Source organism: Granulicella mallensis MP5ACTX8 (assembly GCF_000178955.2).
Classification (GTDB): Bacteria; Acidobacteriota; Terriglobia; order Terriglobales; family Acidobacteriaceae; genus Granulicella; species Granulicella mallensis.
Window position 1 is genome coordinate 4,520,068 of record NC_016631.1, and the last position, 25,401, is coordinate 4,545,468.

17 protein-coding genes and 1 pseudogene are annotated in these 25,401 nt (G+C 54.8%); 5 read left to right on the forward strand and 13 right to left on the reverse strand.

All coding sequences use genetic code 11. The features are described from left to right. The first annotated feature begins 109 nt into the window (after positions 1 to 109). Positions 110 to 1,399, forward strand: a complete 1,290-nt coding sequence (locus ACIX8_RS17670) for a metal-dependent hydrolase family protein (RefSeq protein ID WP_014266742.1) — start codon at positions 110 to 112, stop codon at positions 1,397 to 1,399. Between the two features lie 10 nt (positions 1,400 to 1,409). Here the strand turns inward: ACIX8_RS17670 and ACIX8_RS17675 are convergent, their stop codons facing one another. The 6 genes and pseudogenes from ACIX8_RS17675 to ACIX8_RS17695 all read right to left on the reverse strand — a co-directional run bounded on the left by ACIX8_RS17675 (position 1,410) and on the right by ACIX8_RS17695 (position 9,407). Then, complete coding sequence (locus ACIX8_RS17675; RefSeq protein ID WP_014266743.1) at positions 1,410 to 1,976, reverse strand: hypothetical protein; 567 nt, start codon at positions 1,974 to 1,976, stop codon at positions 1,410 to 1,412. A gap of 154 nt (positions 1,977 to 2,130) precedes the next feature. Continuing rightward, positions 2,131 to 3,609 carry an amidohydrolase family protein gene (locus ACIX8_RS17680; RefSeq protein ID WP_014266744.1) on the reverse strand — a complete coding sequence of 493 codons (1,479 nt, stop codon included), beginning with the start codon at positions 3,607 to 3,609 and terminating at the stop codon, positions 2,131 to 2,133. Between the two features lie 300 nt (positions 3,610 to 3,909). Then, positions 3,910 to 4,008 (reverse strand): annotated as a pseudogene (locus ACIX8_RS25690) (IS5-like element ISCARN85 family transposase); the annotation flags it as partial. Next, a complete protein-coding gene (locus tag ACIX8_RS17685; RefSeq protein ID WP_014266745.1) occupies positions 4,009 to 5,328 on the reverse strand; it encodes an RICIN domain-containing protein in 1,320 nt (439 codons plus the stop codon). Between the two features lie 142 nt (positions 5,329 to 5,470). Beyond that, entirely contained in the window at positions 5,471 to 6,559 is a 1,089-nt protein-coding gene (locus ACIX8_RS17690; protein ID WP_014266746.1) for a hypothetical protein, read from the reverse strand. Positions 6,560 to 7,292: 733 nt separating this feature from the next. Next, entirely contained in the window at positions 7,293 to 9,407 is a 2,115-nt protein-coding gene (locus ACIX8_RS17695) for a CBM35 domain-containing protein (RefSeq protein ID WP_190273690.1), read from the reverse strand. A gap of 556 nt (positions 9,408 to 9,963) precedes the next feature. Here ACIX8_RS17695 and ACIX8_RS17700 point away from each other — a divergent pair. Continuing rightward, the gene (locus ACIX8_RS17700; protein ID WP_014266748.1) at positions 9,964 to 10,482 is read left to right on the forward strand and encodes a GlcG/HbpS family heme-binding protein; all 519 of its coding nucleotides are present in this window, start codon (positions 9,964 to 9,966) and stop codon (positions 10,480 to 10,482) included. A 235-nt stretch (positions 10,483 to 10,717) separates the two neighbouring features. Here the strand turns inward: ACIX8_RS17700 and ACIX8_RS17705 are convergent, their stop codons facing one another. Beyond that, a complete protein-coding gene (locus ACIX8_RS17705; RefSeq protein ID WP_150110653.1) occupies positions 10,718 to 11,530 on the reverse strand; it encodes a hypothetical protein in 813 nt (270 codons plus the stop codon). A gap of 320 nt (positions 11,531 to 11,850) precedes the next feature. On the opposite strand from ACIX8_RS17705, the gene ACIX8_RS17710 reads away from it, so the two are divergent. Beyond that, entirely contained in the window at positions 11,851 to 13,128 is a 1,278-nt protein-coding gene (locus ACIX8_RS17710; protein ID WP_014266750.1) for a hypothetical protein, read from the forward strand. A gap of 163 nt (positions 13,129 to 13,291) precedes the next feature. Here the strand turns inward: ACIX8_RS17710 and ACIX8_RS17715 are convergent, their stop codons facing one another. The 4 genes from ACIX8_RS17715 to ACIX8_RS26250 all read right to left on the reverse strand — a co-directional run bounded on the left by ACIX8_RS17715 (position 13,292) and on the right by ACIX8_RS26250 (position 19,037). Continuing rightward, positions 13,292 to 16,030, reverse strand: a complete 2,739-nt coding sequence (locus ACIX8_RS17715; protein ID WP_014266751.1) for a bifunctional YncE family protein/alkaline phosphatase family protein — start codon at positions 16,028 to 16,030, stop codon at positions 13,292 to 13,294. Positions 16,031 to 16,175: 145 nt separating this feature from the next. Continuing rightward, the gene (locus ACIX8_RS17720) at positions 16,176 to 17,186 is read right to left on the reverse strand and encodes a YncE family protein (RefSeq protein WP_150110654.1); all 1,011 of its coding nucleotides are present in this window, start codon (positions 17,184 to 17,186) and stop codon (positions 16,176 to 16,178) included. 311 nt (positions 17,187 to 17,497) lie between these two features. Further along, positions 17,498 to 18,238, reverse strand: a complete 741-nt coding sequence (locus ACIX8_RS26245; protein WP_223295371.1) for an MmgE/PrpD family protein — start codon at positions 18,236 to 18,238, stop codon at positions 17,498 to 17,500. A 25-nt stretch (positions 18,239 to 18,263) separates the two neighbouring features. Continuing rightward, complete coding sequence (locus tag ACIX8_RS26250; protein ID WP_317623985.1) at positions 18,264 to 19,037, reverse strand: MmgE/PrpD family protein; 774 nt, start codon at positions 19,035 to 19,037, stop codon at positions 18,264 to 18,266. A 405-nt stretch (positions 19,038 to 19,442) separates the two neighbouring features. Between ACIX8_RS26250 and ACIX8_RS17730 the strand changes: the two genes are divergently transcribed. Further along, positions 19,443 to 20,474, forward strand: coding sequence for a YncE family protein (locus ACIX8_RS17730; RefSeq protein WP_014266753.1), 1,032 nt, complete (start codon positions 19,443 to 19,445; stop codon positions 20,472 to 20,474). A gap of 65 nt (positions 20,475 to 20,539) precedes the next feature. Then, positions 20,540 to 21,577 (forward strand): metallophosphoesterase, encoded by a 1,038-nt coding sequence (locus tag ACIX8_RS17735; RefSeq protein WP_014266754.1) that lies wholly within the window; start codon positions 20,540 to 20,542, stop codon positions 21,575 to 21,577. Between the two features lie 147 nt (positions 21,578 to 21,724). Here ACIX8_RS17735 and ACIX8_RS17740 read toward each other — a convergent pair whose 3' ends face one another. Both ACIX8_RS17740 and ACIX8_RS17745 read right to left on the reverse strand, forming a co-directional pair. Next, on the reverse strand, positions 21,725 to 24,688 hold the full coding sequence (locus ACIX8_RS17740; RefSeq protein WP_014266755.1) for a TonB-dependent receptor: 2,964 nt from the start codon (positions 24,686 to 24,688) through the stop codon (positions 21,725 to 21,727). Positions 24,689 to 24,721: 33 nt separating this feature from the next. Next, positions 24,722 to 25,240, reverse strand: coding sequence for a hypothetical protein (locus ACIX8_RS17745; protein WP_014266756.1), 519 nt, complete (start codon positions 25,238 to 25,240; stop codon positions 24,722 to 24,724). Positions 25,241 to 25,401 lie beyond the last annotated feature (161 nt).

Sequence of the window (25,401 nt, forward strand, 5' to 3'; positions counted from 1 at the left end):
GAGAGCGCCTTCGGGAAGCACATAGAAGAGTTCCTCTTAGGCTGCATCGGGTCACAAAGAGTAAATCTTCGTCGCTGACGAGTTCTCATGCTTTATCCTCGCAATCAAGATGAGATCTCTTATTCTTGCCGCAGCGTCGATTCTCTTTCCGCTCCTTGTCACTGCACAACAGCCGGCCCAGCAGCCCGCGCCCGCCGCGACCGTTCTGCACGCGGCTCGCATCCTCGACGTCGCCGCCGGTAAGGTCGACTCCCCCGGCGAGGTACTCATCGTCGGCAACCACATCCGCGAGGCCGGCGAGCACGTCTCGCATCCCAACGGCGCTACTGTCATCGATCTCGGCGACGCCACGCTGATGCCCGGCCTCATCGACGCGCACGTCCATCTCTTCCTGCACCCCGGCGCCGAAGACCTCCAGACCGTCGAGGAGTCCGTCCCGCAACGCACGCTTGAAGCCGCAGCAGCAGCCAAAGCCGACGTCATGGCCGGCTTCACCGCGGAGCGCGACATGGGTACCGAAGGAGCCAAGTGTGCCGACGTCGCCGTGCGCAACGCGATCAACGACGGTCTCATCCCCGGTCCGCGCATGAGAGTCTCCTGCAACGCCATCGATATCCTCGGCGGCCACGAAGACGCCATCGGTTACAACCCCGCCCAGCATGTCCTCTCCAACGCCGACATTGCCAACACCGCCGACGAGATCCTCGCCACGATGCGCGAACAGCGTAAGGAAGGCGCGGACTTCACCAAAATCTACGAGACCGGCCATGACCATCTGGTAGAAGGCGCCTTCACCACGCCCTATCAATACAACGAAGCGCAGCTCGCCGCCGCCGTCACCGAAGCCGACCGCACCGGCTCTGTCGTCGGCGTCCACTGCACCGGGGAGCCTGGTGCAACCTATGCCGCCGAGGCCGGTGTCTCCAGCATCGACCACGCTTACTTTCTTCTGCCCTCCACTATGAAGCTCATGCGCGACAAGCAGATCTACGCCGTGCCCACCTTCGCTGTGATGGAAGCCTTCGCCCAGCACCCACGCCGTCCCGGTGACGGCGAGAAGGACCAACAGGTGCTCGACTTCCACGCCGAGCAGTTTAAGAAACAGATGGCCGCCGGCGTTCCCTTCGCCATCGGCAGCGACGTCGGCCCCTTCCCTCATGGCACGCAGGCCCGCGAGTACGTACTGATGGTGAAATATGGCATGAGCCCCACGGAGACCCTACGCTCCGGCCTCATCAACGGTGCGAAGCTGCTGCGCTGGTCCGACACCATCGGCCAGCTCAAGCCCGGCTTCTACGCCGATATCATTGCAGTCACCGGCAATCCACTCACCGACATCACTGTCCTCACCCACCCAACCTTCGTCATGAAGAACGGCGAGATTCTCCGCAAAGATTGAAGCCGCCGCATCAGCTCTTAGAGGGCGCCTTTGGGGTGCGGTGCTCGAAGCGCTGGAAGAGGGGTGCGCCCCATGTACCGATGGCGAGCAGAGCTCCGAAGAGGACGACGGCGTCGATGCTCTCGCGTCCCTCGCGTGACCAGTAGGCGAGGGCGTCGAGGTTGAGCCAGAGGGCGAACTCGTCGAGCGTAAGAGCGGCGCCGATGCCGTAGCTCAGAGCTAGCAGGCGGCTGACCAGAATCGAGACAGGGGTGTCGCCGGTGCCGGCTTCGGCGAGGGTGAAATAGCCGGAGATGAGGAGCAGGAGGATTCCCCAGACAAGGTGGTGAATGTGATGACCGCCCATCTCGACATAGCCGAAGGGTCCGATGTGGTGGGTGATAGAGGCGACCAGCAGGCGGACGGCGAGGAACGTGATGAAGAAGCTGATGGAGGCGAGGAAGAGACGGCGATGCGGCCGGTCGGGGATCTTCTGGTGGATGAAGTGGCCGAGCCGCGTGAGATGGAGCACGAGCAGGATGGCGGCTGAGGCGGCGGCGATGAAGAGGAGCAGTATCCAGGAGCCAGCGATGTGCATAGGGTAGGGGTATCACGAACTGGTCACTTCGTCGAAGAGAGTCCTCGTTCCAACCAACGGAAGGACCACGGCGAAGCCGCTCCACACGTCACGAAGTGACCGCCGCCCGCGCAGGGCGCCCGTCCGGCAGGACAAAGGCTTCTATCGATCCAGCCTAACGAAGACCCACCAGACCTTGAATAGACTGCGTAAGTTTCAAGGGATCGTAGCCGAGTCCGTCTTTAAAGACCGTGTCAACTTTTTCGATGTCGTTGATATCGACGGCAGGGTTGCCGGAGAGGACGACGAGGTCGGCAGCTTTGCCCTGCGCGATCGTGCCGATCGTAGCGTCTTCGCCGAGGAAGGCAGCACCGTTCTGGGTGGCGATGTGGATGGCTTCGAGCGGCGAGAAACCAGCTTCGACAAGGAGCTCGAGCTCGCGCTGGTCGCCGTAGCCGGGGAGAACGCCGCCAAAGGAGGTGGGATCGCAGCCGGCCATGAGCAGGCCTCCGGCTTTGACGAAGTCACGCTCGAATTGCATCTCTTTCTGAAGAGCCGCGGCGGCGAGAGGACTGTTGCGCTCGGCGATGGCGCTACGTGTGGCAAGGTAGGTGGTCCAACCCTGCGGCGTAAGCGCACTCTGGGCGCGGGCTTCCTGACGCAGAGACGGGCGATTCGGAACAGAGATCTCGAAGACGGCGAGAGTCGAGGTGACTGCGACGTGGCGGGCGACGAGGTCGTGGATCATCGCCTGAACGGGCGCGCCTTCAATGTCGACATTTTTGGCAAAGTCTTCAGACGTGCCGGTGGAGGGACAGATGCCGGGCTGTTTGCCCGGGAAAAATTCGGTGTCGACGATAATCCCGTGCTCGAGGTTGTCGATGCCAAGCGCGGCGGCTTCGCGGAAGCCGACAGAGCAGAGATGGCCGGTGAGTTTGAGGCCGCGCGCGTGGGCGTGCTCGATGGAGACCTTGAGCTCGTCGGGGGTGATGTCCATGTAGGCCTTGAAAGAAGTGACGCCTTCGTCGGCCCAGTAGTCGACGGTACGGCCGGCATCTTCGGGGCCGGTGAGGGTGTGGAGCTGCGGGATGCGGCTGAGCAGCCCGCCGAGATAGGGGCTGGTGATGCGGAGTTTGGGCCCAGGGGTGAGGCCGGAGTCAATCTTCTTTTTGAGGGAGAGATCGGTATAGGGCTCGATGCTACCGGCGGTGCGGGCGGTGGTGATGCCGCTGGCGAGGTAGAGCCGTGGAGCGCTGTCGGCCATCTCGCCGAGGAGGAAGACACCGGTGTGGCTGCCTTCGGGCGAGGTGTAGAAGAGGTGTTCATGCATGCCAACGAGGCCGGGGATGACGGTCTTGCCAGTGAGATCGAGGACCTTCGCGTTGGGCGGGTAAGAGACTTTGAGCGCGGCGCTCTGGACACGGAGGATCTTGCCATCAGCGATGTCGATGCGCTGATCTTCTACTGGCGCGGCGCCAGTGCCATCGATGACGCGGACGTGATCGAGGACGAGAAGGTGAGCGTCTTCTTTAAGGAAGGGCTTGAGGGCCGCTGGGGATAGGGGTTCCGCCTGGGTTTGGGCCTGCGTAGAAGTGGGTGCGAAGCTGACGGAGACGGCAAGTGTCACAAAAGCGGCGAGAAGCGGACGGCGCATGGTATGGCCTCTGGAGCGGCGAAGGTCTGGAGTAGGTAGAGCGATCTATGGCTGCGGGACTCTGTAGCGACTCAGCGTAGAAAACCGGGCGCAACAGGCTCTGCAGAAGAATAACCGGATAGGAAACAGACGTCGAGTGAAGAGCGATGCGGTGCAGGCCCCCGGTCATAGTAAAGGGGAAACAGCTCTAAACGGCGCGAAGCGTGTCTGTCACGCGTCACCCAATACCGAAACAAAGAAAGCAAGGACACCAGTCAAGCACGGGTGTCCTTGCTTTTTCACTAGGGCGTGTTCACGCCATCTGAGCGCTTCGACGATAAGAGCGAAGTGGAGGAAGCCGAGGAAGAGAACGTCGAGCTTCTCGAAGCGGGAGAATATTCAGCGGAAACCCTTGAGCCTCTAAGGCGCGACAAGTTTGAACAATTGAGCTCCCGTTCCATTGCAGGTGTAGATCTGTAGTTGTACGCCATTGGCGGTCGAGGCAGCTGGAGTATCCAGGCAAAGACCGCTGCCCTCGCCAACAAACTCATAGTACCCATTGCCCATCGAGACAGCCTTCCACACCTCGTTAGGATTTCCGGCATAGGTCCACAACTGCATCAGGCTGCCACTGGTGGTGCCACTATTGACCACATTCCAGGTTTCGCTCGGTGCATTGACGTTCTCGACGTAATAATCGCCATTGCCAGCCGGCTCGAACTCCCACTGCTGGTTGGGTTGGGTACTGAAAGTACCACTACCGCAGGCCCACTGCTGCACCGTTGTTCCATTCGCGGTGCCGGAGTTCGTAGCGTCCACGCAGGAGCCGCTGTTCTGATTGATGATGTTGTACGGGGTACCGGTAGTGATCGTGCTGCCGCCGCTGCTTCCCGCAGCGACATTGACCCAGAAGTTATTGACCTGTATTCCTGGACCGCCAACCCATATCTCTGTGCCAAATTCGATGGTGGTCAGATACCACGAGGACTGGATCTGTCCCAGGGCCAACGCTTCCTCGAAGAAGGGGACCAGATTGAGGCTGTATGTCGTGCCGTTGGTTGGCCCGTCACCATCATTGTTCACAAAGCTGATGACCTGGGCTCCCACGGGTCCGGAGCAATTGCAGTTGCCTGTGTTAAGCCCCGTATACACAGACCAGGTGTGCCCGCCGGTGGTGATCGTCGCCACCGGGGAGCAGCAGCCGATGGGCCCCGCGCCGCCATTGTGCTGTACCCAGATCATCAGTTCAGTCCCGGTCGTGTTCTGGTTGGAAGGCGCAGTCGTACCGGTGTTGAACCAGATGTCGTAGGCCACGTCATTGTTGTCTCCCGAAGGTTCCACTACCGTCTCGCCGCTGGTGATGGACCAATTGGAGAGCGCCGAAACCTGGATCGGCAGCTGCGTGTTCTGCGAGCATGCGCCATGAAAACATCCATAAAGGAAATCCGGGTAATCAGCGGGAGTGCCCGTGGTGTCGTTGAACGCGCTGCCAGAATAGACCATGCTCGGGCCGTTCGGAGGCGTAGCCGTCGAGTTCGTAATCGTTTCGCACTGATTCGTGCTGGAGAAGGCTGCATTCCACTGGTCGCCGCCAAAGATGTACTGGTTGACGTTGCCGAGCGGTCCCGAGCTATTGTTGCCGCATATCTGCTGCGCAGAGGCACTCCGTGCTGTCCCCATAAAAAGAACGGCGAAGGCAAAGACTGTTGTCAGTATTCCTAATACAGATTGCTTCTTCATGGTGCTTCCTCTCCCCACCTTGTTGGAGCGAGAAGATAAGAAGTGGTCCACTCGCCGGAGTCACCTCTTATTTACGCTCAGAATAAATGGGTGCCGAAGGGTTTCCACTTCGGCACCCTGAGTTACTCGGAGCCGATGAGTTCTACTCTGTAAACAGAATAGAAGGCGCTGATCCACCGGTTGCGGTACATGTGCCGAGCTTTAGATTATTGGTTTCGCCAGTCGTACCGTCCTCCGCAGATGGCGATACGCATGTCGGCGCAGTTGTCGACCCATCGGTCACCGCCACTTTCACCGAAAGTGACGCACCGGAGTTGAATTGCGCTTCCGATCCACCGGCGTTGCCTAATACATTGAACTCCGCCTGGGTCCAACCGCTCGCAATATCCGTAAGGCTATCGTTGACAGTTGCCGTAAACGCCTCGGTCCCAAAAGTGACCGTGGCTTTATCCGTTCCATTTTTCGTAGCTGAACCCGAGAGTGTCAGCTCTGCGAGATCGGTAATCGGTAATTGTCCATTAGCAATCACTACAGCCGGGGTATTTTGGACGCAGTCTTCGCCCGGCCCTGTTTCATCGGCACCACCATCGATGAATCCGCTAGGGCAAACATTGGAGCCACTCCTGGAGCCATAATTGATAAGCCAGTATTCTATAAATACTTCTGTTTTGCCGGTCAGACGATTGCTAGTAAGTGATACCGGAGTGTTCGTCGACATCACATACTGCTGCCAGGCGAAGCAACCCGAGAAGCCGGCACAAGCTGCAGAGTGAGGATAGAAGTTCGTATTAACCTGCAGCGTATATTCATTCGATCCAAGAATGCCACCACCCCCAAATGCAGCAACACCGACACTCTTTTCAGTTTTCACGTCCGTCACCGTTGGAAAGCTGCCGAGTGCTGAGCTGAGCAGACTCCCTGATGGTGCTTGAACGACATAATCAGAGCCATTACCAACTGTTTGCTCTCTCTTTGTGGGCTTTGGCAGTGCAGAGCGATAGCCTGGCGCTTCGGAGCATTCGATCGCCTGCCACTGAGTGCTCGGATACGAGGCATGAAAACAACCATTTCCGGGTGCGCTGAGGTGGTGCATGGTCCCGCTCCAGGACTCATGCGCCTGAGCTTCTACCTGGTCAGCGGTCTGAGCGGCAAGCACGGATGGAAGCCCGGCGACGCTCACAAGACTTGCAACGACTGCGATCTGAATGATGGAACGTACTTCAAATTTCATGCTATCTCCTTAGCCCGTCTATGAGGTTTTTGACACATCATTACGTTCGAGAATCAGAATAAGCAGACCTGCTTGCTTTTTAGAGGCACGCAGTCCACTTATGCCATCATTTTGGATTGCTATCGATCTCCGGTAACTGTGTGCATAGTTATCATTCGCAAAAAGTAATTACAAGAGAAATCATTTGTATTTTCTTGAACGCTTTCGCCTTGATTAGATAACACGGAGATTGAGGGTCGGATTGTAGCTGGTTGGCCGAAAGCCTAGGGCAATCCTGCATAAGTTATCTCGCTAACGCCCGCAACCTACCTCCGGATTGCGCGTTGCGTAAAGTACATCTTTCTGTTGCCTAAGCGCAAAAAAGGATGGTCCACAGCCTGATTAAGAATGTGCTCCCAGAGGGCGGCTAAATTTAGCCTCTTATTCGGTCCTATGTGGATGGTTGTTCAAGGGAAAGTCATCCACGCTGGACAGACAAGAAATAGTACAGACAAGGAATAGTTTCGCTAAGGGCACAGCTTTAGCTACGTCGTAACAAGCGGGGTAGAATCCAACCCGTTCAAGGTCTTTGAAGTGGACAGACTCTGTCCGAGCTTTTTTCGTCGTCACCCTGAACCGTACCGAGGTTCCCGGCCGGTCGTGATGGGCTATCCATCGAAAGATGGAGCTTGGAGCATCTGCGAAAATCCGGCCTTCCATCTTTGCAAGATGGAAGGCCAGATAGTTGATAGCTTCAGTGAATTGTGGGTGCAATGTTGATGGAATCGAGATCAGGCGCGAAGTTGCTTGGATTGCCGAACTGGATCTGGTTGGTTCCCGCGTTCAGTTGCACCGGAATCACCGTGCTGGTTGGCGTGCTGAAGGTGTAGCCGTTCAGGTCGAGTTCCTGAGCAGGATTGTCGTTGACGGTGATGAAGAACGAACGAGGGCCGCTGGTGCGGTAGTCGACCTCCATCTGATAGGTGCCTGCCACCGGCACCGTTACATTGGTGAAGGTCACGGTGTTCTGGGCTCCGTCGCCGATATTGCCTGCCGTGGAGACTCCAGAACAATTGCCGCAATAGGACTGGGTGGCGCTACCGCTCAACGTCGCGAGTTCGCCTTCATAGGTGGTGGAAGCCGGAAAAGGCTCATGGCCATCTCCGCTGATAAGGATGCGGTCAAGGTCAGGGGGATAGCTTGCCGGATTTCCGAACTCGATGCTGTTCATCCCCGCTTTCAGACGGACGGGAATGGTGGTGGGAAAGGGAAGGTTAGAGCTTCCGCCGCTGAGGTTAAGGGTGATCGCCGGATCGCCGTTGACGTTGACGATGAAGGAGCGAGTGCCGTTGGTCATCGAGTCGACTTCCATCCGGTACACTCCTGCCACCTTCACTTTCACGTTGAAGATGGCGTAATTCGAGGCTCCAATACCGAGATCGGTCAACTTGTAGCCGCTGGCACAGGTGGAGCATTGGTTAAGCTGGGTCCCGCCATAAATCGTAGCTGTCTCAGCTCCCAAGATTTGCGATGAAGACACGGCAGGATGTCCGGTTGCAGCCATCACCTTCAGCAGGCGCGCTCCGTGTCCGGGCAGCACATCGGAGAAGGATTGATAGGTAGGTCCAAGATCCCGGTGGTCCCAGAGATCGCGCACGTCAAATGCTCCGGAAAAGCCGAGATCTTTCCAGTCGACAGTTACCTCCGAGGGGAAGGCGTTGAGGTTGAAGAGCGCGACGTAATAGGATCCGTTGCCAAGATCGGAGACCCATACCGGCGTAAAACCACCGGTAACCTGGACAGCGGGATGACCGGACTGATTGACAGCGAGCACCTCGTCATTGGTGAGGAGTTTTTTTCCGTAGTCTGTCAGCTTGGTCAGATCGCCACCGAGGAAGAAGGGTGTGTTGGCCATCGCCCAGAAGGTCATGGCTGTCTTCTGCTCGGTGTTGGTGAGGCCATCGGTTGCGCCGTTGCCGACCTCAAGGGCATCCAGGTCGTTCCAGCCCAGCGAGCGACCCGCGGTGCGCTCCCATCCGATGAGGTCATAGAAACGAAGCTGAACGCGCTGCCACTCGGTGAGGAAGGGGCAGTCCCCTTCGCACTCGATATCGTTTTCGATGCGACGGGCATTGGCGTTCTGCTGCCAATCGGTGATGTAGTCCTCATCGAGAGCCCAGGAGATCGTGAACCAGATCGGGCGACCGCTCTGGGCGATAGCCACGTTCATCGCGTGCACATCGGGAATGTTGTTGATGCTGAGGGTGTCGTTGTCGGACCCCGGGGTAACGCCATCCATCTTGATGAAGTCGACGCCCCAGGAGGCAAACTGGTCGACGATGGAGTTGATGTACTCCTGAGCGCCCGGCTTGGTGAAGTCAATCTTGTCGGTATCGCAGAAGGCGTTGCCGCATGTGATGGGCATCGCGACGATGTCTTTTGCTTGGTAGGCCGTGCCGAAGATGGGTGTGTTGTTGTTGACGTCGTCGCTGGCGATACCGGGGTTGATGTAGATGCCAACCTTCTGACCGTTGTCGTGGATGTGACGGATCAGACCCAGGAAGTCAGGAAAGGCGATTGAGTTCCAGTGAGGCCTGCCGTATTGATCGTCCGTGCCGTTGCCGGAGGACCAGCCAGCATCGAGGTTGATGTAGACAAAACCACGGTCGGTAAGGCCGCTTTTCTTCATCGCGTCCGACTGCGCGGTGATGTTCTGCTCATTCATCACCGTGCTGGAGGCTACAATCGTCTGCTCGCTGAACGTGCTCCAGCCGAGGTATGGTTTTGCGCCTACGCCATTCATCTGGGCGGCGGCAGTAATGGACAGAGGGAGCAGAGCGGCGAAAATCAGTGTGAAGAAAAACCGCATTGCCGATCTTTCATGGCATATGCGGAATTTGCAGAGGAGTATCGTCAGCATAAAGTTCACCTCGTGAGGATGTCTGTTTTTCCCCTTCATCTGCGCGCATTTCCATGAGAAATGCGCGTGTAACCGTATTCATTCGGGGAACTAATTCCCTCAGAAAGAATCTCGATATTTTCAGAAGTGAAAAAGCATTTTTTAATGCGAAACCACTCTACCTCGCCGCAAACGAGGATGGCAATCATTGTTTGCAGATTTTTCACGAAACACGATGTGCCCGACAGGCTGAAAAACCGCACTGCGCCATGCTTCGAAGAACGCTGAAGTTGCAATAGATACGATATTTCTGATGAGATCGCAAAGTCGTCTCGACTTCGCAAGCGGGGTCGACGCCCCAAAGGCGTATCGGGTGTTGAAGCAGAACCGCGTAGCGATCATGTTCTACGCATGGACAGATCCGCAGATGCCAGCGAACGCACTGCGTTCAAAATCAGTCGTAGCGTTGCTTCATCGTAATCAGAGACTTCACATCCACTTAAGCCACCTCAGCTAGTCTCGATCAATGGTCTTTACTCTAAAAAAGCTTGCATACTCTTTCTGCTTCTTCCTTCTTGAATTCTCTATCGCCGGAAAGGTTCGCGCGGCCGATCCCATTGTCACCGTAAATGTGATCAGCGAAGCAGGCGCAAAACAGGCCATTGAGGCTGCCGAGCAGACGGCGCAAAAGCTTCACGCGCCTTGCGCTATTGCTGTTGTCGACAGAAGCGGCATACTGGTTGCCCTTCTCAAGATGGACGGCGTCCGTGATGGCAGCCCCGATCTCGCCATCGGGAAAGCGCGCACCTCCGCCTTACTACAACGCCCCAGCGCAGAAACAGAAACCAATGTAAACGAAGGCCGCACCGCTTTCGTCACCTCTGGCTTTATGGCACTGCGCGGCGGCGTTCCGTTGATGGCCGGCAAAGAGATCGTCGGTGCCATCGGCATCGCCGGTCTGAATAAAGATACAGACGTAACCATCGCAAACGCAGCAGCGGCAGCCTTCGCAACCACTACTGGCACACAACCTGTATCGCGCTAGCAACAGCCCACAGCCCAACTCGCCGGCGCGTTTTGTATGAGCAGACCGCTGCTGTTGAGGTTTTCCCCTTATCGGGGTCGTGGCGTTTGCCGTTACATTGCATGGCGATGGCTCTGTGTCCCGGACGTAACAGGTAATCTTCGCGCTACGAATCCGCTACCCAATCCTCCTTTTTAGGCTTGGATGAAAGGCAGCAACCCGTTGATCCTCTAATCTTCGATCTCAAAGAGGAATGCTACGAATCTGGACTTGATAAAGCTCCACCGCAAGGAAGCGATGGCTGCTCCGCCAGCGCGACGGCCTGAGCGAGTGTCAAAGGTACTGAGAGGCGGTGGAACTGAGAGCGCGTCACATCTTGATTTTTCGCAATGGACTTGAACAAAGCCGCCTTACCGCGTATGTCGCCGAGGACATGCACGGTTCGCCACTGGCCATAAAAAGGCGCCTTGAGAGACGAAAAACTGCTCCCGGCGTGGATCGTTGCAAGGAAACCAAAGCCGATGTTGACATCGCGGGGCATGCTGCCCTCAATCGCGTGGAGGCGAAGCTGGCTTCGATTAATCAGGAGATATCCATTCATGCCATAGAGGATCTTTTCCTCAATGCCGCTAGGTGAGTAGTTAGGTGACGGACGGAAGTCGATACGCCAATCACTTCCCTCTTCACGCATGTTTTCGAGCAGAAAAGCCTTCGGCAGCAGCTCCAACATCTGTCGCGCATGCGCTTCGTCGTCCTTCTGCGCTTTCTCCCGGGCCTCAAAGGCTAAGGGATTAGCTAGATCGTAGGCGAGACGTCCGCGCTCCTGCGCATCGCGATTGGCAGATAGGGGCTTGCCGTCCTCGGCAATGAGGAACCGCACGCGCCCTAACGGGGTTTCAACAACATGTTCTGTCCAAGCCCTTCCACCCGTGCGGTCGGAACGCTCCACCGAAAGGTAGTCGAATTGCTCCTTGTGGGCCTGTGCATCGAGTTCGCGAGCGACCATCGTGTTCACGATATCTACCGGAGACGATTTGCCCCACACGGGAATTGCGAGGCAAACGCTCATCGCAAGAACGCAGACTGTGATAGGCCATAAACCGTTACAGACGCGCTCACTCATCCGTAGATTTTCACTGACGTTCCTTAACGCTACCTGAAGGTGGCCAGCCTCATTGGCGCGTGCGACGCACAAGTTACACCCAAACGAAGGCTAATTTATGCAGCGCGCCCGCTGCAATAGGATGCCGCGGTGCTTGTCTATGTGAATTTCGCGGAAGTGCCTACGGCCGGCCTTAAGCTCTGCTTCAGTTCCACAGGATAGGCTTAGCCGAACAAAGCCATGCTGAAGATGGCCTATTGCGGATCTTCGCGCCTTTGGAACACATTATGATCAAGAAGCTGCTTAGCGTATCGATGGTCGGGGTTACCCTTGCCGCCCCCTGTCAGCAGCCCGGCTCCAGTATGCAGCAAATCACGGTTGCTACTGGCGTCCCACTACATATCAAGGTAAACCGGACCGCAAAACTTTCTGCCGGCACGAAAGTGGAAGGGGTTCTGCTCGATCCTATCTACGTCGGAGACCGATTGGTCATTCCTGCAGGAGCTTCGGTCCGTGGTGTAGTAACAGGCATAACTCCTGCAGCCCATCAGGTCCGACTGCAGGCCCTGCTCAATGGAGATGTAACTCCTCTCCATGAGCCGGTGGTTGACTTCAACACCCTGCGTCTCCCGCAACTTTCCTACGATATCCAGCTCGACTCACATGCCCTGATCCGGGACACGCAGATCGTCAGATTTGATGCGGCGTCGAAGAAGCATTCGATCTTCTGGCAAGTAAAATCGATGGTCAGCCAGCGTGTCCACGATACTCGCGAAGCAATCTTTGCACCTGGCAAAAAGGACCGTGCCCTCAGACTGCTCTACAGCCAGTTACCCTATCATCCGCAACGCATCTGGGCTGGCACACAGTTCATTGCGGACCTCAATGCACCTGCGACTATCACACTCCCAACGGAATCCCCAGCCCGGCTGGCGATCAATCCCTCTCTCAACGGGCTCAAGGTAACTGCGCGCCTGGAGGACTCGATCGATTCCAGTACAGCGATCAAAGGTACGACCGTCAAGGCTATCGTGATACAGCCCATCTTCGACTCCAGTCAAAACCTGATCCTGCCGGAAGGAGCCATGCTCGAAGGCTCTATTCTGCACAGCAAACCCGCAAGGAGCTTTGGACGCAACGGAGAGCTTCGCTTCGACTTCCGCCGCGTCGATGCTTTGAATGTATCCCCCCGAAAGGTAGACGGAATGCTGACGGGAGCCGCAGGTAGCAACAACCAGAACCTCACGGTCGATGAAGAAGGCAACGTTAAAGCTAACCCGGACAAGAACCGCTTCGTAGCACCGCTCTTGCTGGGAGTTCTTGCAGTAGCGGGCAGCCAACGTGATGACGATGGAAACGGCCTCGGACGGACGACCGTGGCCTCAAATGGATTTGGCTTGATCGCCAGAATCGTCGCATTGACCGCAAACAATCGTGCTGTAGCCACGAGCTTTGGAGGCTACGCATTCGCTAAATCCATCTACTTCCGCTTCCTCACACGCGGGCATGAGGTCACTTTCCCAAAAGATACCCTGGTTGAGGTGCAACTCTTCTCCCGCCAATAAGCCATTCTGATCTGGTTTCTCATCTCAGAAGTTCTGGAACTCTATTGGAGGAACATACGGTAGTCGTGAGTTTGCCACCTTCACGGCTACCGTATCGCTGGGTAAATCTGCTGCTGAGCTTTCCTCCCAGCCTTGATCTTCCGTAAAAGTTCAGCATGCTTCACTATTCCATCGACCCAGGCTGAAATATCGTTGATCCTCGTTTCCAGGACGGGTATTGAGAATCCATCGCATTACGCCATAAGATCTGATTCAGTTGCTCCGTAGGAACGTCATCCGGTTCCACCCAATTCATCTTGCCGGACGCTATCGCGTCCGCTTTACTTTGCCCGTTGAGTGCGCCCACCTCCGGATTGAGTTCGTAGATAGACTGCACAGGCTCTATCGCTTGATAGGGGGTCAAATCCGGCGTTGACTGGAAGCTCTGCCGCATATCGTTCGCAATCAGATCGAACAATGACATTGGAGGCACGCCCAGGATCAACTCGATGGTCTTCACCATACTGACCTGTGAGTAGAAGGTAGAATCGATTGCTCCTCGCTGAGTATAGGGACTAACGGCGAGTGCGACTGTGCGGTGCCCATCGACATGATCCAGACCGTCCTGCGCATCATCCTCGACGATCAGGATAAGAGTCGACTTCCAGAACTTCGAATGCGAGATCCCGTCCACGATCTGTCCCACCGCAAGATCGTTATCCGCAAGGCACGCCTTAGGAGTAGAAAACCCCGGTGTCGTTCCTTCCGTATGGTCGGAAGGCATCTGGATCATCACGAGGTTCGGCATGGTGCCAGAGTTCTCCCACGTCTTGAGGTGGCGCAGGAAGATACGTGCGCGAGTAACATCCGGCACCTTCAGCCCATAGGATGGAAAGTCCGGTACGAGGTATTGATTCAGGCGCGCGATTGGAGCCTTCGTTGTAAATGTGCCGATGAATTCACTTCCCTGCTTATACTCTCCGAGAAGTTTTGCACGAAGAGCCCCATTCTTTCCACCCATCTCACCCACATATTCGCCGAAATCAGCGAAGGTCTTGTGGTGTGCTGCCAGATGGTCCCAAAGAAATCCGGAGCCCGCAAAAGCCAGGGGATCATCTCCGTTTTTGGGATAGCTGCGCCCGTCGTACCCGGGCCAATAGGCGTAATCGGTCTCAGAGGCCTGAGTAAGCCATTGGTGCCCGTCGGCACTATTTCCGCCATTGGCATAAAAGTTGTCCAATAGCACAAAGTCCCGCGCCAGTTTCCGCTGATTTGGAATGACATCATCTCCATACATATTCAAACTAGGATCGCCGTTACCTTTGCCCAGAGAGCCGAAATATTGATCGTAGCTGCGATTTTCTTTGATGATGTAGACGACATGCTCGATCGTGGAAGGTTCGCCTGTCCTCACCGGAACAGGACGAGGCATTGCTCCCGGATTCGGCTTTCCCTGAACGCTATTCGAAGCGAGCAGCTCATTCGGCAGTCCCATGTGATTATTTTCCGCAACTGCGATGGAGTATCGCCCGAGCTCATCTTTGTCGGGGACTTGAATAATATGGACCGTACCGCGGTCAGCATGGACATACCGGCGATGAATATTGAGTTCAGGCTTCATACCATCCCGTTTCTCACGAGCCAACAGGTTTGGACTGTTCCATCCAGTACCGACTCCTAAGAGCGTCGAGACTGCAATAAACTTTCCATCCGGGCTCACCGTAACATCATCCGGATACCAGCCCGTCGGGATAAATCCTGTCGCATGGGGATGCTGGGCTTTGAGATCGATCACAGCCACTGCATTGATTCCAGCGCACGCTACATACAACGTTGAATGATCCGGCGATAACGCAACAGATTCAGGGGATATTCCAGCAACCTTCTTATTGAAGGGCTGCAACAAGATCGTCTCCTGCAAACGATTCGTAGCTGTATCCACGATCGAAATTGAATCGGAGTTGCTATTCGCCACGTAAAGCTTCTTGCGCGTTTCATCCCATGCAAGCCCGGATGGGTGCAGGCCAACGGCAACGGTCGCAGTCACCTGCCCGGTGAGGAGATCAATACGTGCCACAGTTCCGCTCGAAGCCACTCCTCTTTCATCGACCAACACCTGATCGGCATTTTCCTCCGGCCCGGTAGCAGCACTGCGCTCACCCGGCTTCGGAACGCGTCCACCCCAGTTACTCACGTAAGCAACGGAGCTATCCGCATTCACGACCGTTCCAAAAGGCGCGATGCCCGTCTTGATACGGCCGTGAACCTCTTTGGTGTCAAGATCGATGACCGCTGCCTCGTCGTCGAACGTAAGCGCAACCACAGCAAAACGCTGTCCGTTGGAATTCCTGGAACGTCCGATGCTGAGAGCTCCAATCTGATGCGAACCCAGCCCATTGGCAATCATCGTGCTACTCTTGTCCTTCAGCGCGACAAGTTGACCGACGGATCCTTGTCCCTTCCCAACCCCAGATATGCCGCTCAATAAAGGAGTATGGCTCGTCGGATCATAGGCCAGCCCCTGCATTCCTGAGCCGGTCTCGGTGCTCACGACGTTCATCATCCGATTCGTCTTCAGATCGATCCGATAAACATGGGACCCCTTCTGCCCCAGAACGGCAGCATAGATAGAATCGCCATTCTCGCCGAAGGCAACACCGTTCACCCTGCTCTCAAAGACACTCTGCAGCCCGGCAGGTGTAATGTTCTGGCGGCTGGGAATCACGCCAGGATCCACTACGGAGCTAACAGGTGGCGCGGCCTTTGAGGGTTTGGCCTCTTCCTGGCCGACCGGTCCCATCTTCTGGACCTTTGAGGTGGATCGCTCGGATTCCTGTCCTTTGGCAGTTACCTGCACAAATGGAACGATGCAAATCGATAACGCGACAAGTCTCATCCCAACGAAGGCCGACAGAAATTTCATCGATTTAACTCCTTAAGGTCCATAGCACTGCTTGAAATAACATCCGACTCATAGATACCAATCGGGCCTTAGATTTGGCATAGAAATAGCCGCCAAACCAAGGCCCGATAGAGGATAATAATTTTCTTTTTACAACGACAATCTTCTAAGGATTTACACGATAGACCAGCAGACCGGCCATATCTACATCGGTTTTGGGGTGGATCACATAGAACTGCTTTAGCTGAGGAACATAGAAAGAAGTCTTTCCGCCGTTCGTGGGGATATTCGCAATTTCACTGTAATTGTCCGGGGAATCCTGATGAAAGATGCTAAGACCCTGTGTTCCGCTGATGTAGATACGCTTCAGCACCGGGTCCCAGGTCATATCGTCATTGATGTTGACGCAAGGCTTCTGGCTTACAACTTTGCCGTTACTGTCAAAGGCATAGAAGATTCCAGGGCTGCGGCCGGCAACGAAGATTCGCTGGTTCTTCGCGTCAACCGCAAGCGCCGTATTGCGCTTAAGGTCTGGAGTCGTCCAGATATCAATTACTTTCTTTGCGATGAGATCCACCACGCCGATTTGCTGCTTGTCGCGAATATTCACATAGAGGCGATGGTGAATCAAATCGATACCCATGCTTTCAACGTTATTTCCGGGGATAGAGATCTTGTCAATGAGCTTGCCCTGATCGACCGAGAAGATAGAGATCTCCGAGTCAGGAAGATTCGCCGAAACGCCACCGTTGCCGATGTAATAAAGACGATTTACCGCGTCATAGTAGGCCGCATCAGGGGAGTCTCCCTTGCCCGTGACAGAGCCGTCGATAAGCGGAATACGGTCAAGGTGGTGAAAGTCTTCCGCAGAGACAAGAATCAACGCCGAATCGCCGCCATCCGCAACAAGCAGTTCATCTTTCTCTGGAGAGAAAGCCAAAGAATGAGGCGTCTTGAATCCACCAATACTCTGGAGATGAGCACCGGTCTTGAGGTCGAACATCTCTACGGAGTGGTGCACCTCTGCCGATACAAAAAGATGATTGCGCTTGAGATCGACAGCAAAATGGTCGAAGTCTCCTGTAATGTCCGGGAGATAGGTCGTGGACAGCAGTGTGACCGGCGTCAGGGGTTCAGCAGCCTTTGCCGAGCCCGGGACACTTGCCAGTGAGATCACAGCTGAAAGACAGCAAATAACTCTCTTGAACGAAAATGATGACATTGAGGAGTCCAATATGAATGAATTAGTTGATATTGCACAATATGACTAAGCCGGGACACAGGGGGTCCGATCACAATTCCTCTAGTGATTCAGGATGACAGTCTGATGCTTAAGAGGGACTGAAGGAATAGCTCGCACAACCAGAGAGCAGTTGCTCTTTTACTCTTATTTAACATTCAAGCTAGAGCATTTTACAGAGCTCGTTTGCGCTAAGCAGAAAGCAACATCCACCAGATACCTTCATCTGTGCTCGAAGTTATTCCCGACTATTTTCTTCTCTGGAGCAAAGGGCGAAGCAAGCCAAGATTAGAGACAGCATCGAGGTTAAGAACCGCATCCACCAGACCTTTCGATTGGGCTCCCCCTAGAAACGGATCCATCAGATCACGACACTTGGCCACGACTTCCTCTCGCGTCATCGGGTTTTGAACGGTTCCCCTTACTGCATCGATGCGTTGTGTATAGGTCGCGCCGCTATGCAATGTCACTTCCACGACGGCGACCAGTTGCGGATAAAGACGCTCGAGCCGTTCATCGGGAACCAGTTCGATCTTGGCGCGCTCACGGACAATGTCAGGTTCTTCAACACGGGCCTTATCGTGGGCGGCACGGAACGATACAGTTTTATCGACGAGCATGACGGCCACCATCTGCTGTAGTGAGATGTCCTGCATGTTGCGATCATTCACAGTCTTGGCCTCGCTGGTTGCGATTCGCACCACGACCTTCGCCAGTTCGTCCAGTCGAAATGGATGCTTCTGTTGAATGGCCTGCAGCGCATCGAGCGGAGCCTGGATCGGAGAGCCAACCGTCCACTTTTTGATATTCGTCTGCGTAATTTCAAACCGCTTTCCTAGGCCTTCGATCAACCCGGCAGGGTTAGCCTCAGGCCCAAATGCCATGAGAAAGTTGTCAGAGCCCGAGAAGACATCGTCTACCCCGGTCGCCCCCAGATGAATGGGCAGGGCGGCATTGACTCCGTTGCGCGCAGGTATTCCCCCGAACACGAGAGACTTCTCCACATGCTGAGTATCACGCTGCCACGCCGCGATTCCCGATGCCTGTTGCGCAAGCATAGTCCAGTAGCCAGCGCATCTGCTGAGCACTCAGGCCAGCGGAGCAGCCAGCTGCCGCTGACGCACCAAAGGTATTCGCAATGCTATGCGAAGATCGATGAGTCTTCATCTGGAACTGCAAGCCGCCAAGCGTCATCGAAATCCGTGGCCCGATGTCATAGCCCAAAGCAACCGCACGCAGAAGGTGTTGACCGTCGATCCCGAATAGCTCTCCAGAAGCAAGCGCAGCAGGCACGATGGCACAGCCGGGGTGCGAATGCGAAGGAGAATGTGAGTCGTCGGTCTCATCGGAATGAGCGAGCATGCCGTTGACCAGGGCAGCTTCCATCGGGCCGCAGAGCAAATCGGAGCCTACAACCGTAGCTGTCGTCTGTCCGCCATAGGATCGAGCAAAGCTATAGGCAACACGCGCTGGTGGCAGCTCCGATCCGGAGACCATTGCCGCCAGCGTGTCCAGAATATGTTCCTTCGTCCTTTCGATGACATCTGCAGGAAGAGGTCGAGAACGAGCCTCTGCCATATATCCACTGAGCTGCTCCATGATAGAAACAGCGGGAAAAGTGTGGATTGAGGAGTTAGCCTCTTGCGCCAGGGACCATCCTGGGACAACTGCTGCGGCTATCGCCAGACTAGCTCCATAAAAAAGATCTCTCCGGCTAAGCGTTGATTTGTCTTCCTTTTGGCTCCGCATGACATCACGGACGCTTCCATCATCTGCCACTCTTTTCATCACCTCTACCTACAAGTCTCGCCAGAATTCACAACTTCAAACGGTAGAGAATGCACATGACTCCGCCGATCATCCACAGGAAAGATTAGCTCAGGTGTCCCGTCAGGTTGAATAATTCTCGACTAGATCGCATTCAGCAAACCTTCATGAAGATAAATCGTCTAGCTTTCAGAAGTGCAGGCTCGCCTATCTTGCTTTGAGAAAGCTCTGCTTTCAGGCCGCATCAGACAAATGTAAATATTCCATAACCGGCTCTCGTTCCTAAGCTTGCTTTAAGGCTGCTGAGATCGAATGCAATATGCCCTCCTCGTCAAACGGTGTATCAGGAGATCTACCTAGGTGAGCATCGTGTTTCGCCGAAGGGGCTATCTCTCAAGAGACATATCAGGTTTTGAAAGGACCCCGATGCCTAACAAGTTTAAGACGACATTCCAGATCTGCACGTTTCTCTTTCCGGCTCTTCTTGCCACCTCTCCTTTTTGCGCAGCACAAGCTCACCAGCCACTTACACTCGTGACGACTACTTCACTGCCTGAGATCAGTGGTGACTTTGATCATTTTGCTGTGGACCTGAAGCGAGGCCGCTTAATCTCTGCCGCCGAGGAACATCACACCCTCGAAATCTTCGATCTGAAGACCGGCAAGCACTTGCAGAGCATTGCAGGATTCAAGGCTCCTCATTCCATCGCCTACGTACCGGAAAAGGATGAATTCTTCATTACCGATGGCGAGGATTCCTCCTGCATTATCCTCGCTGGAGCGGATTTTCATAAAGTTGATCGCTTGCCGCTCGCTCCTGGACCGGATTCGGCTCTCTATGATCCGACGAGCAAGCGTTTTTATATCGGCAACGGCGGCCGCGATGCGAAGCAAAAGACTTCAACCATCACGATCATCTCCGTCATAACTCACAAGAAGCTTGGTGAGATTCCAATCGACGGAGACAACATCGAAGCCATGGCGGTGGATCACGCGCACAATCGTATGTTCGTAAATATTCGCGACAAAAAAGAGATCGGCGTTATCAACCTGGCCACCAATAAGACAGTGACGACCTGGACGGCCCCGGGGATGAATCGGAATACTCCCATGCGCTTCGATGAAGTCAACCAGAGAATCTTCGTGGCTGGCCGTACTCCAGGTAAGTTCTTCGTCTTCAATGCACAGGATGGGTCCCTCGTTACATCTCTGGACTCCGTGGATATGGCCGATGACATGACATGGGATGCAGCATCGCATCTTATCTATGTAACCGGAGCAAAAGGCATCAGCACCTTCAAGCAACAAAGCAAAGACAGCTATGTCTCATGGAGCCTGATGTCAACCATCGGAGGAAAGACTTCCCTCTATGTCCCGCAGTTGAAGCAGTTGTATGTTGCTCACCCTAAGAGCGACACGGATCAAGCAAGCCTTCTCATCTATCGAGTCAATCCCTAAGCAGCGAGCTCTCCGATGCACCCATCGCTCTTTCTTCTCAAGAAGTACAGAAAGGTATAACTGCCATGTCCTCTGAGTCCCTCTCCCCGGAGATCTTCAATCGCCGCCGATTCCTTCGGCAAAGCTTTGCCTTCAGTGCTGTTGCTGCCCTCAGCCCGATGGCCACTTTTGCCATGCCTTCCCATCATCCGGCAAAACCGAACGCCGCTCATCTGCTGATGCTGGGCGATTGGGGCCGGGAGACAAGAGACCGCGCACAACAGCTTGTAGCTCAAGGCATGATCGAGTACACCAAAAAGCAGGCCCTTACTCCTCAGGCTCTACTCATGCTCGGTGATAACTGGTACGACGCACTGCCGGATGGCGTTCACTCAACACGTTGGCAGACCGGCTTTGAGCAGATGTACCCGAAATCCGTATTCAATTGTCCCGCTTACGCTATCCCCGGAAATCACGATTATCAGATCATGCCGGAGAGCAAACTCGCGGCTGAACTTGAATATGCCCGTCTTGGAAATACCCGCTGGACGATGCCGTCTCTCTGGTATCGTTTCGGATTCCCTTCGAAGAACCCTCTGATCACTTTCATTGCTTTAGATAGCAACGTCTTTCATGAGAACGGCAAGCCCGAGAAGAATGACTACAACTTTACGCTCAAGCCCGAGCAACAAGCGGAGCAGTTGGCGTGGCTCCAGGCCGAGTTGGAGAAGCCCCTGACAACACCTTTTCTTATCGTCATGGCGCATCATCCAATCTTCTCAAACGGTCCCCATGGAGATCACAAGGTTCTTGCTCGTGATTGGGACCCGCTGCTACGGAAACACAATGTTCATGTCTACCTTGCCGGTCACGATCATGACCTGCAACATCTCGAGTTCGAAGGCCATCCCACTTCCTTTTTTCTGTCGGGCGGGGGCGGCGCAGACCTCTATACCTTGAGAGAAGAAGAGGCATCGCGCGGCCCCTGGGCGGAGAAGGTACATGGGTTCAGCCATCTCGAGGTCACTTCGAATCTGCTTACACTTCGCCACGTTGATGCAGATGGGCGTGTTCTGCACTCTTTCACCAAAACACCAGAAGGTAAAATCACCATCGCGACCTAAAGTGCTATCACTGTCTACCGCGGTAGAATGATCTGACTATCAATCAAGCCGCTCTCCTTGTGAAAGGCAATGGACGATAAAAGTTAAACAAAGCGGGCAGCCCAGGATTACCTGAGCTGCCCCTCTCTTTGTTTCCGGCTAGCCTGTTTAGAAATCGACCTTCAGGCTAAATTGCAGATCGCGCGGCCCGCCGGATCCAGCGGTATTTGAGTTATACGGCGTGAGGATCACGCCGAAGTTATCGTTGGATGCCCAATTCACAACAGGCTTACCGTACTCTGCATGATTGAAGACGTTGAAGGCCTCGGCACGGAAGGTAGTACCGATTCTGTTTGTGATTGCAAAACGTTTGCTGAGAGCAGGATCGATCTGCCAATGCCTCGGTCCACGAGCTGCATTGCGGCCCAGGTTCCCCCAGGTACCGTTTGCCGGAGCCGAGAAGGCTGCATAGTTCAACCAATTCTGTGGCGATTTGTTCTTCGGATAAATGGATTGGCCAGGCACCAGATTCGGGCGTTGATTTTTGTTCAATCCATCCGGCAGCGCACCTGTGCTACGGCTAAGGGTGATATTGAGAGGAAGACCGCTTCTCGCTGAAGCGATACTGCTCAACTGCCAACCTCCGAAGAATAGATCTGCAGTCCTCGAACTGGTATTGAAGTACTTGCGTCCCTTTCCAAATGGAAGCTGCCAGATGCCACTAGCCGAAAAATAAGAGCGCATATCCTGATCGCTCGAAGCTCGCTCGCAGCGCGGGCAGGCGACATTTTGTGGGCCGTCCGCTTCGCCACCACCGATGCCACCATCGTCGATGGAATGAGACCACTCATAGTTTGCCGAGATCGATGAACCTCCGCGAAGATTCCGTTGAAGACTCGTCTGCAGGCCATTTGTGCTTGCATGATCGAAGGTTCCCCGATAATCGATCGTCGAAAAGCCAGCATAAGGACGCTTTCCGGTAGCCGGGTTAAGCCCGTTCAAGGTTGTGTCGGAGAAGGCGTGCGACACACTTGTTCCGAAGTAGGCCAGTTGGAAGATCGTCTGGTTTGCTACTTCCTGCTGAACGGAAAGAGTCCATTCGTCTACTGCTGTGTCTCTGCGATTGATGGGAGCCCCAGAGGGGCTCGAACTGCCGCTCGCCGCGGCCTGAGCCGGCGCGACAGGATAGCTAAGACCAGGGATCTGGGCTTGTGTCAGGGTATATTTTTCGGAGGTAAGGTTGGAGATTGGAGCGCTCAGACCGCCGAACTGCCCAAAGCCATAGTAGATGCCAAATCCCGTGCGAATCACCGTTTTGCCGTGGAACATCTCAGGAGACCAGGCGGCACTGATGCGAGGAGAGAGATCGAGCAGGTTCGGGCTGTACCATCCAATGGAGCTCGGGCAAATCACATTCGGGCAGTTGAGCGGATCTACGCTGATGCCACGCCCAAGCACCTCGTGATTGACACCAAAATACTCATAACGTAAGCCCACATTCAAATTCAGCGTCGAGCTTACTTTGTACTGATCCAGAACATAACCAAAATATTCTGTCATGCGCTGCCCCGTAAGAGGAACCGTGCCGTTATAGGTATCTGTATCGATAAGATTTTGCAGGAAAGTGGTCGTATTGGTGTATTCCAACGTGTCGTCGGGGCTGCTCGGGGACGACTTATTTTCCTGGACGCGCCGTACCGTCACACCCGCCTTGATGGTGTGCTTTCCGAAGAGGAAGGTTGCATCGTCAAGGGTCGTGAAGGAATTATCGTTACGGATCGAACCGCTAGGATCACCAATATTGGTGAAGGGTGTAATCTGCAACGCAAATGCAAACGGTGTGGTTTGACCTTGTAGGAATTCAGCGCGATTGAAGCCAAAACGGAAGTCGTTGAAGAACTTTGGAGTGAATGTGTTCTGAATTCCAATCGTGGCATTGGGAGTGTTCAGATTGCTGAATCCTGTCGAAGGTGGAAGGCCATCCGGGGCAGTTTGGGTGTAATGATCGGTGTTGAAACGAACAAAAGCGCTCATCCTGTCGCTGACATGGTAATCGGCCCGGATCAAACCTGAATCTTCGCGCGTAACCTGTCTGCCCGTTCCATTGAAGGTTGCGCTAACCGAGCTGAGGGGGGTCTGCCCCAGAGGATAGGCATTGATCAGAGGAGCAAGCACCGGCTGTAGTGCCGCCACTTGGGTGCGGTAGCTCGCGCTGGGGACTGTGCCGGTAATAGGGGTGTTGAGAATCTCATGCACTGCTTCGTAGTTCGCGAAGAAGAACAGCTTCCCCTTCAGGATTGGGCCGCCGAGATTCGCGCCGAAGTTGTTCCGGCGTAGTGCTGGCAGGAAGCCAGCCGCTCCCCACGGTGTTGCATCGAAATAATTGTTGCGGATAAACTCCCACGCTGCTCCATGAAATTGAGAGCCGCCGGTCTTTGAAACAACCTCGATCTGACCACCAACCGAACCACCCTGGTCGGCGCTGTACGCCACACCATTCGCGCGGAACTCTGCGATAGCTTCCGTAGAGACCTGAAGATGAAGATCGACCTTCTGATACTGGTGATTGATACCAGAGTTATCGACACCATCCAGATGCCAGGTATTGTCTTCATCGGACAACCCTGCAAACCTCACATCCTGCTGGGTCCCCGTTCCCGAGTCAATCGCTCCGGGAACCAGGGAGACAAGGCCTACAAAGCTCCGCCCGTTGAGGGAGAGGTCCTGGGCCTGCTTGCCATGTACGACGCCGCCGATCTCGGCGGAAGATTTTGACAGTCCCGAGTCAGAGACCTCTACCTGAGTTACAGCACCCGCCACGGATAACTTCGCATCGAGCGTACGAGTCTGGCCTACGTCGAGCGTCACATCCTCGACGACAAAGGGAGCGAAACCCTCCGCTTGAATGCTTACCATATAAGTACCGGTAATCAAGGAACTCAGGGTATAGACTCCGGCCTCGTTCGTCTTTGTGGGACGAGCGAGACCGGTGCTATCTGACGTTATGACCAGGTTCGCACCCACAACCCTACGTCCGGATGGATCCGTGACCGTCCCCGTCATGGTAGCTCGGTCTGTCTGTGCCATGAGCGGCAGGACCGACAGCAGAAACAAAAATAACAGCTTCTTCATCACTATCCTTCTTTCTTTAGGGTTGCTAAGGCGTTACTTATAGAGAGCTTTCTTGCTGGGGATCTGGCTCTGCATATCGTCCCGGATCGCGACGCCGATCTTGAGAGCCTCTTCTTCGTTATTCGCCTTGGAGTAAGGGACTTCCATCACAACAAAGCCGCCATCAAGATCGCGTCCCTTGGCATCGGTCATAGGAATGAGTAGATCGAATACCTTATCCTTGTCGATACGCACTGCAACCGGCTTGCCGGCAGCCAGCTTTTCCAGATCGGTAGGAGAAGACTTCTTGCCATTCTTAGAGGGTGTAATATTCGCGATGATGACGTTGTCGGTCTCCGAAGGAGGCACAGCGTGGATACCGAGTTTCACGATCTGATCATCATGAGCAGCCTTCACCTTGAGGACGAGGGCCTGGGCGAACGGTGCGTTAACGTGCATGTAGGTGGAAGGGTCCTGAGAGGCAGACTTGGCAGGCTTTGCCTGTGCCAGCATCACGGACGGGGCAAGAACGAGAGACAGCGAGCAGATGAGAATTCCTTTGATGATTGACATGGACCATTTCTCCTGGTTGAAGGGTTTTATTGCAATAATTGGAAGCACGACTCAGCCCACTGGATAAGCCCACTCCTGTACATCCACAGAAGAAGCACCGCACTCCCCATCTGGAGTTATGCGAATAGCATTCGAAGAAAAGCTCTATGGGTTCTTCTAAC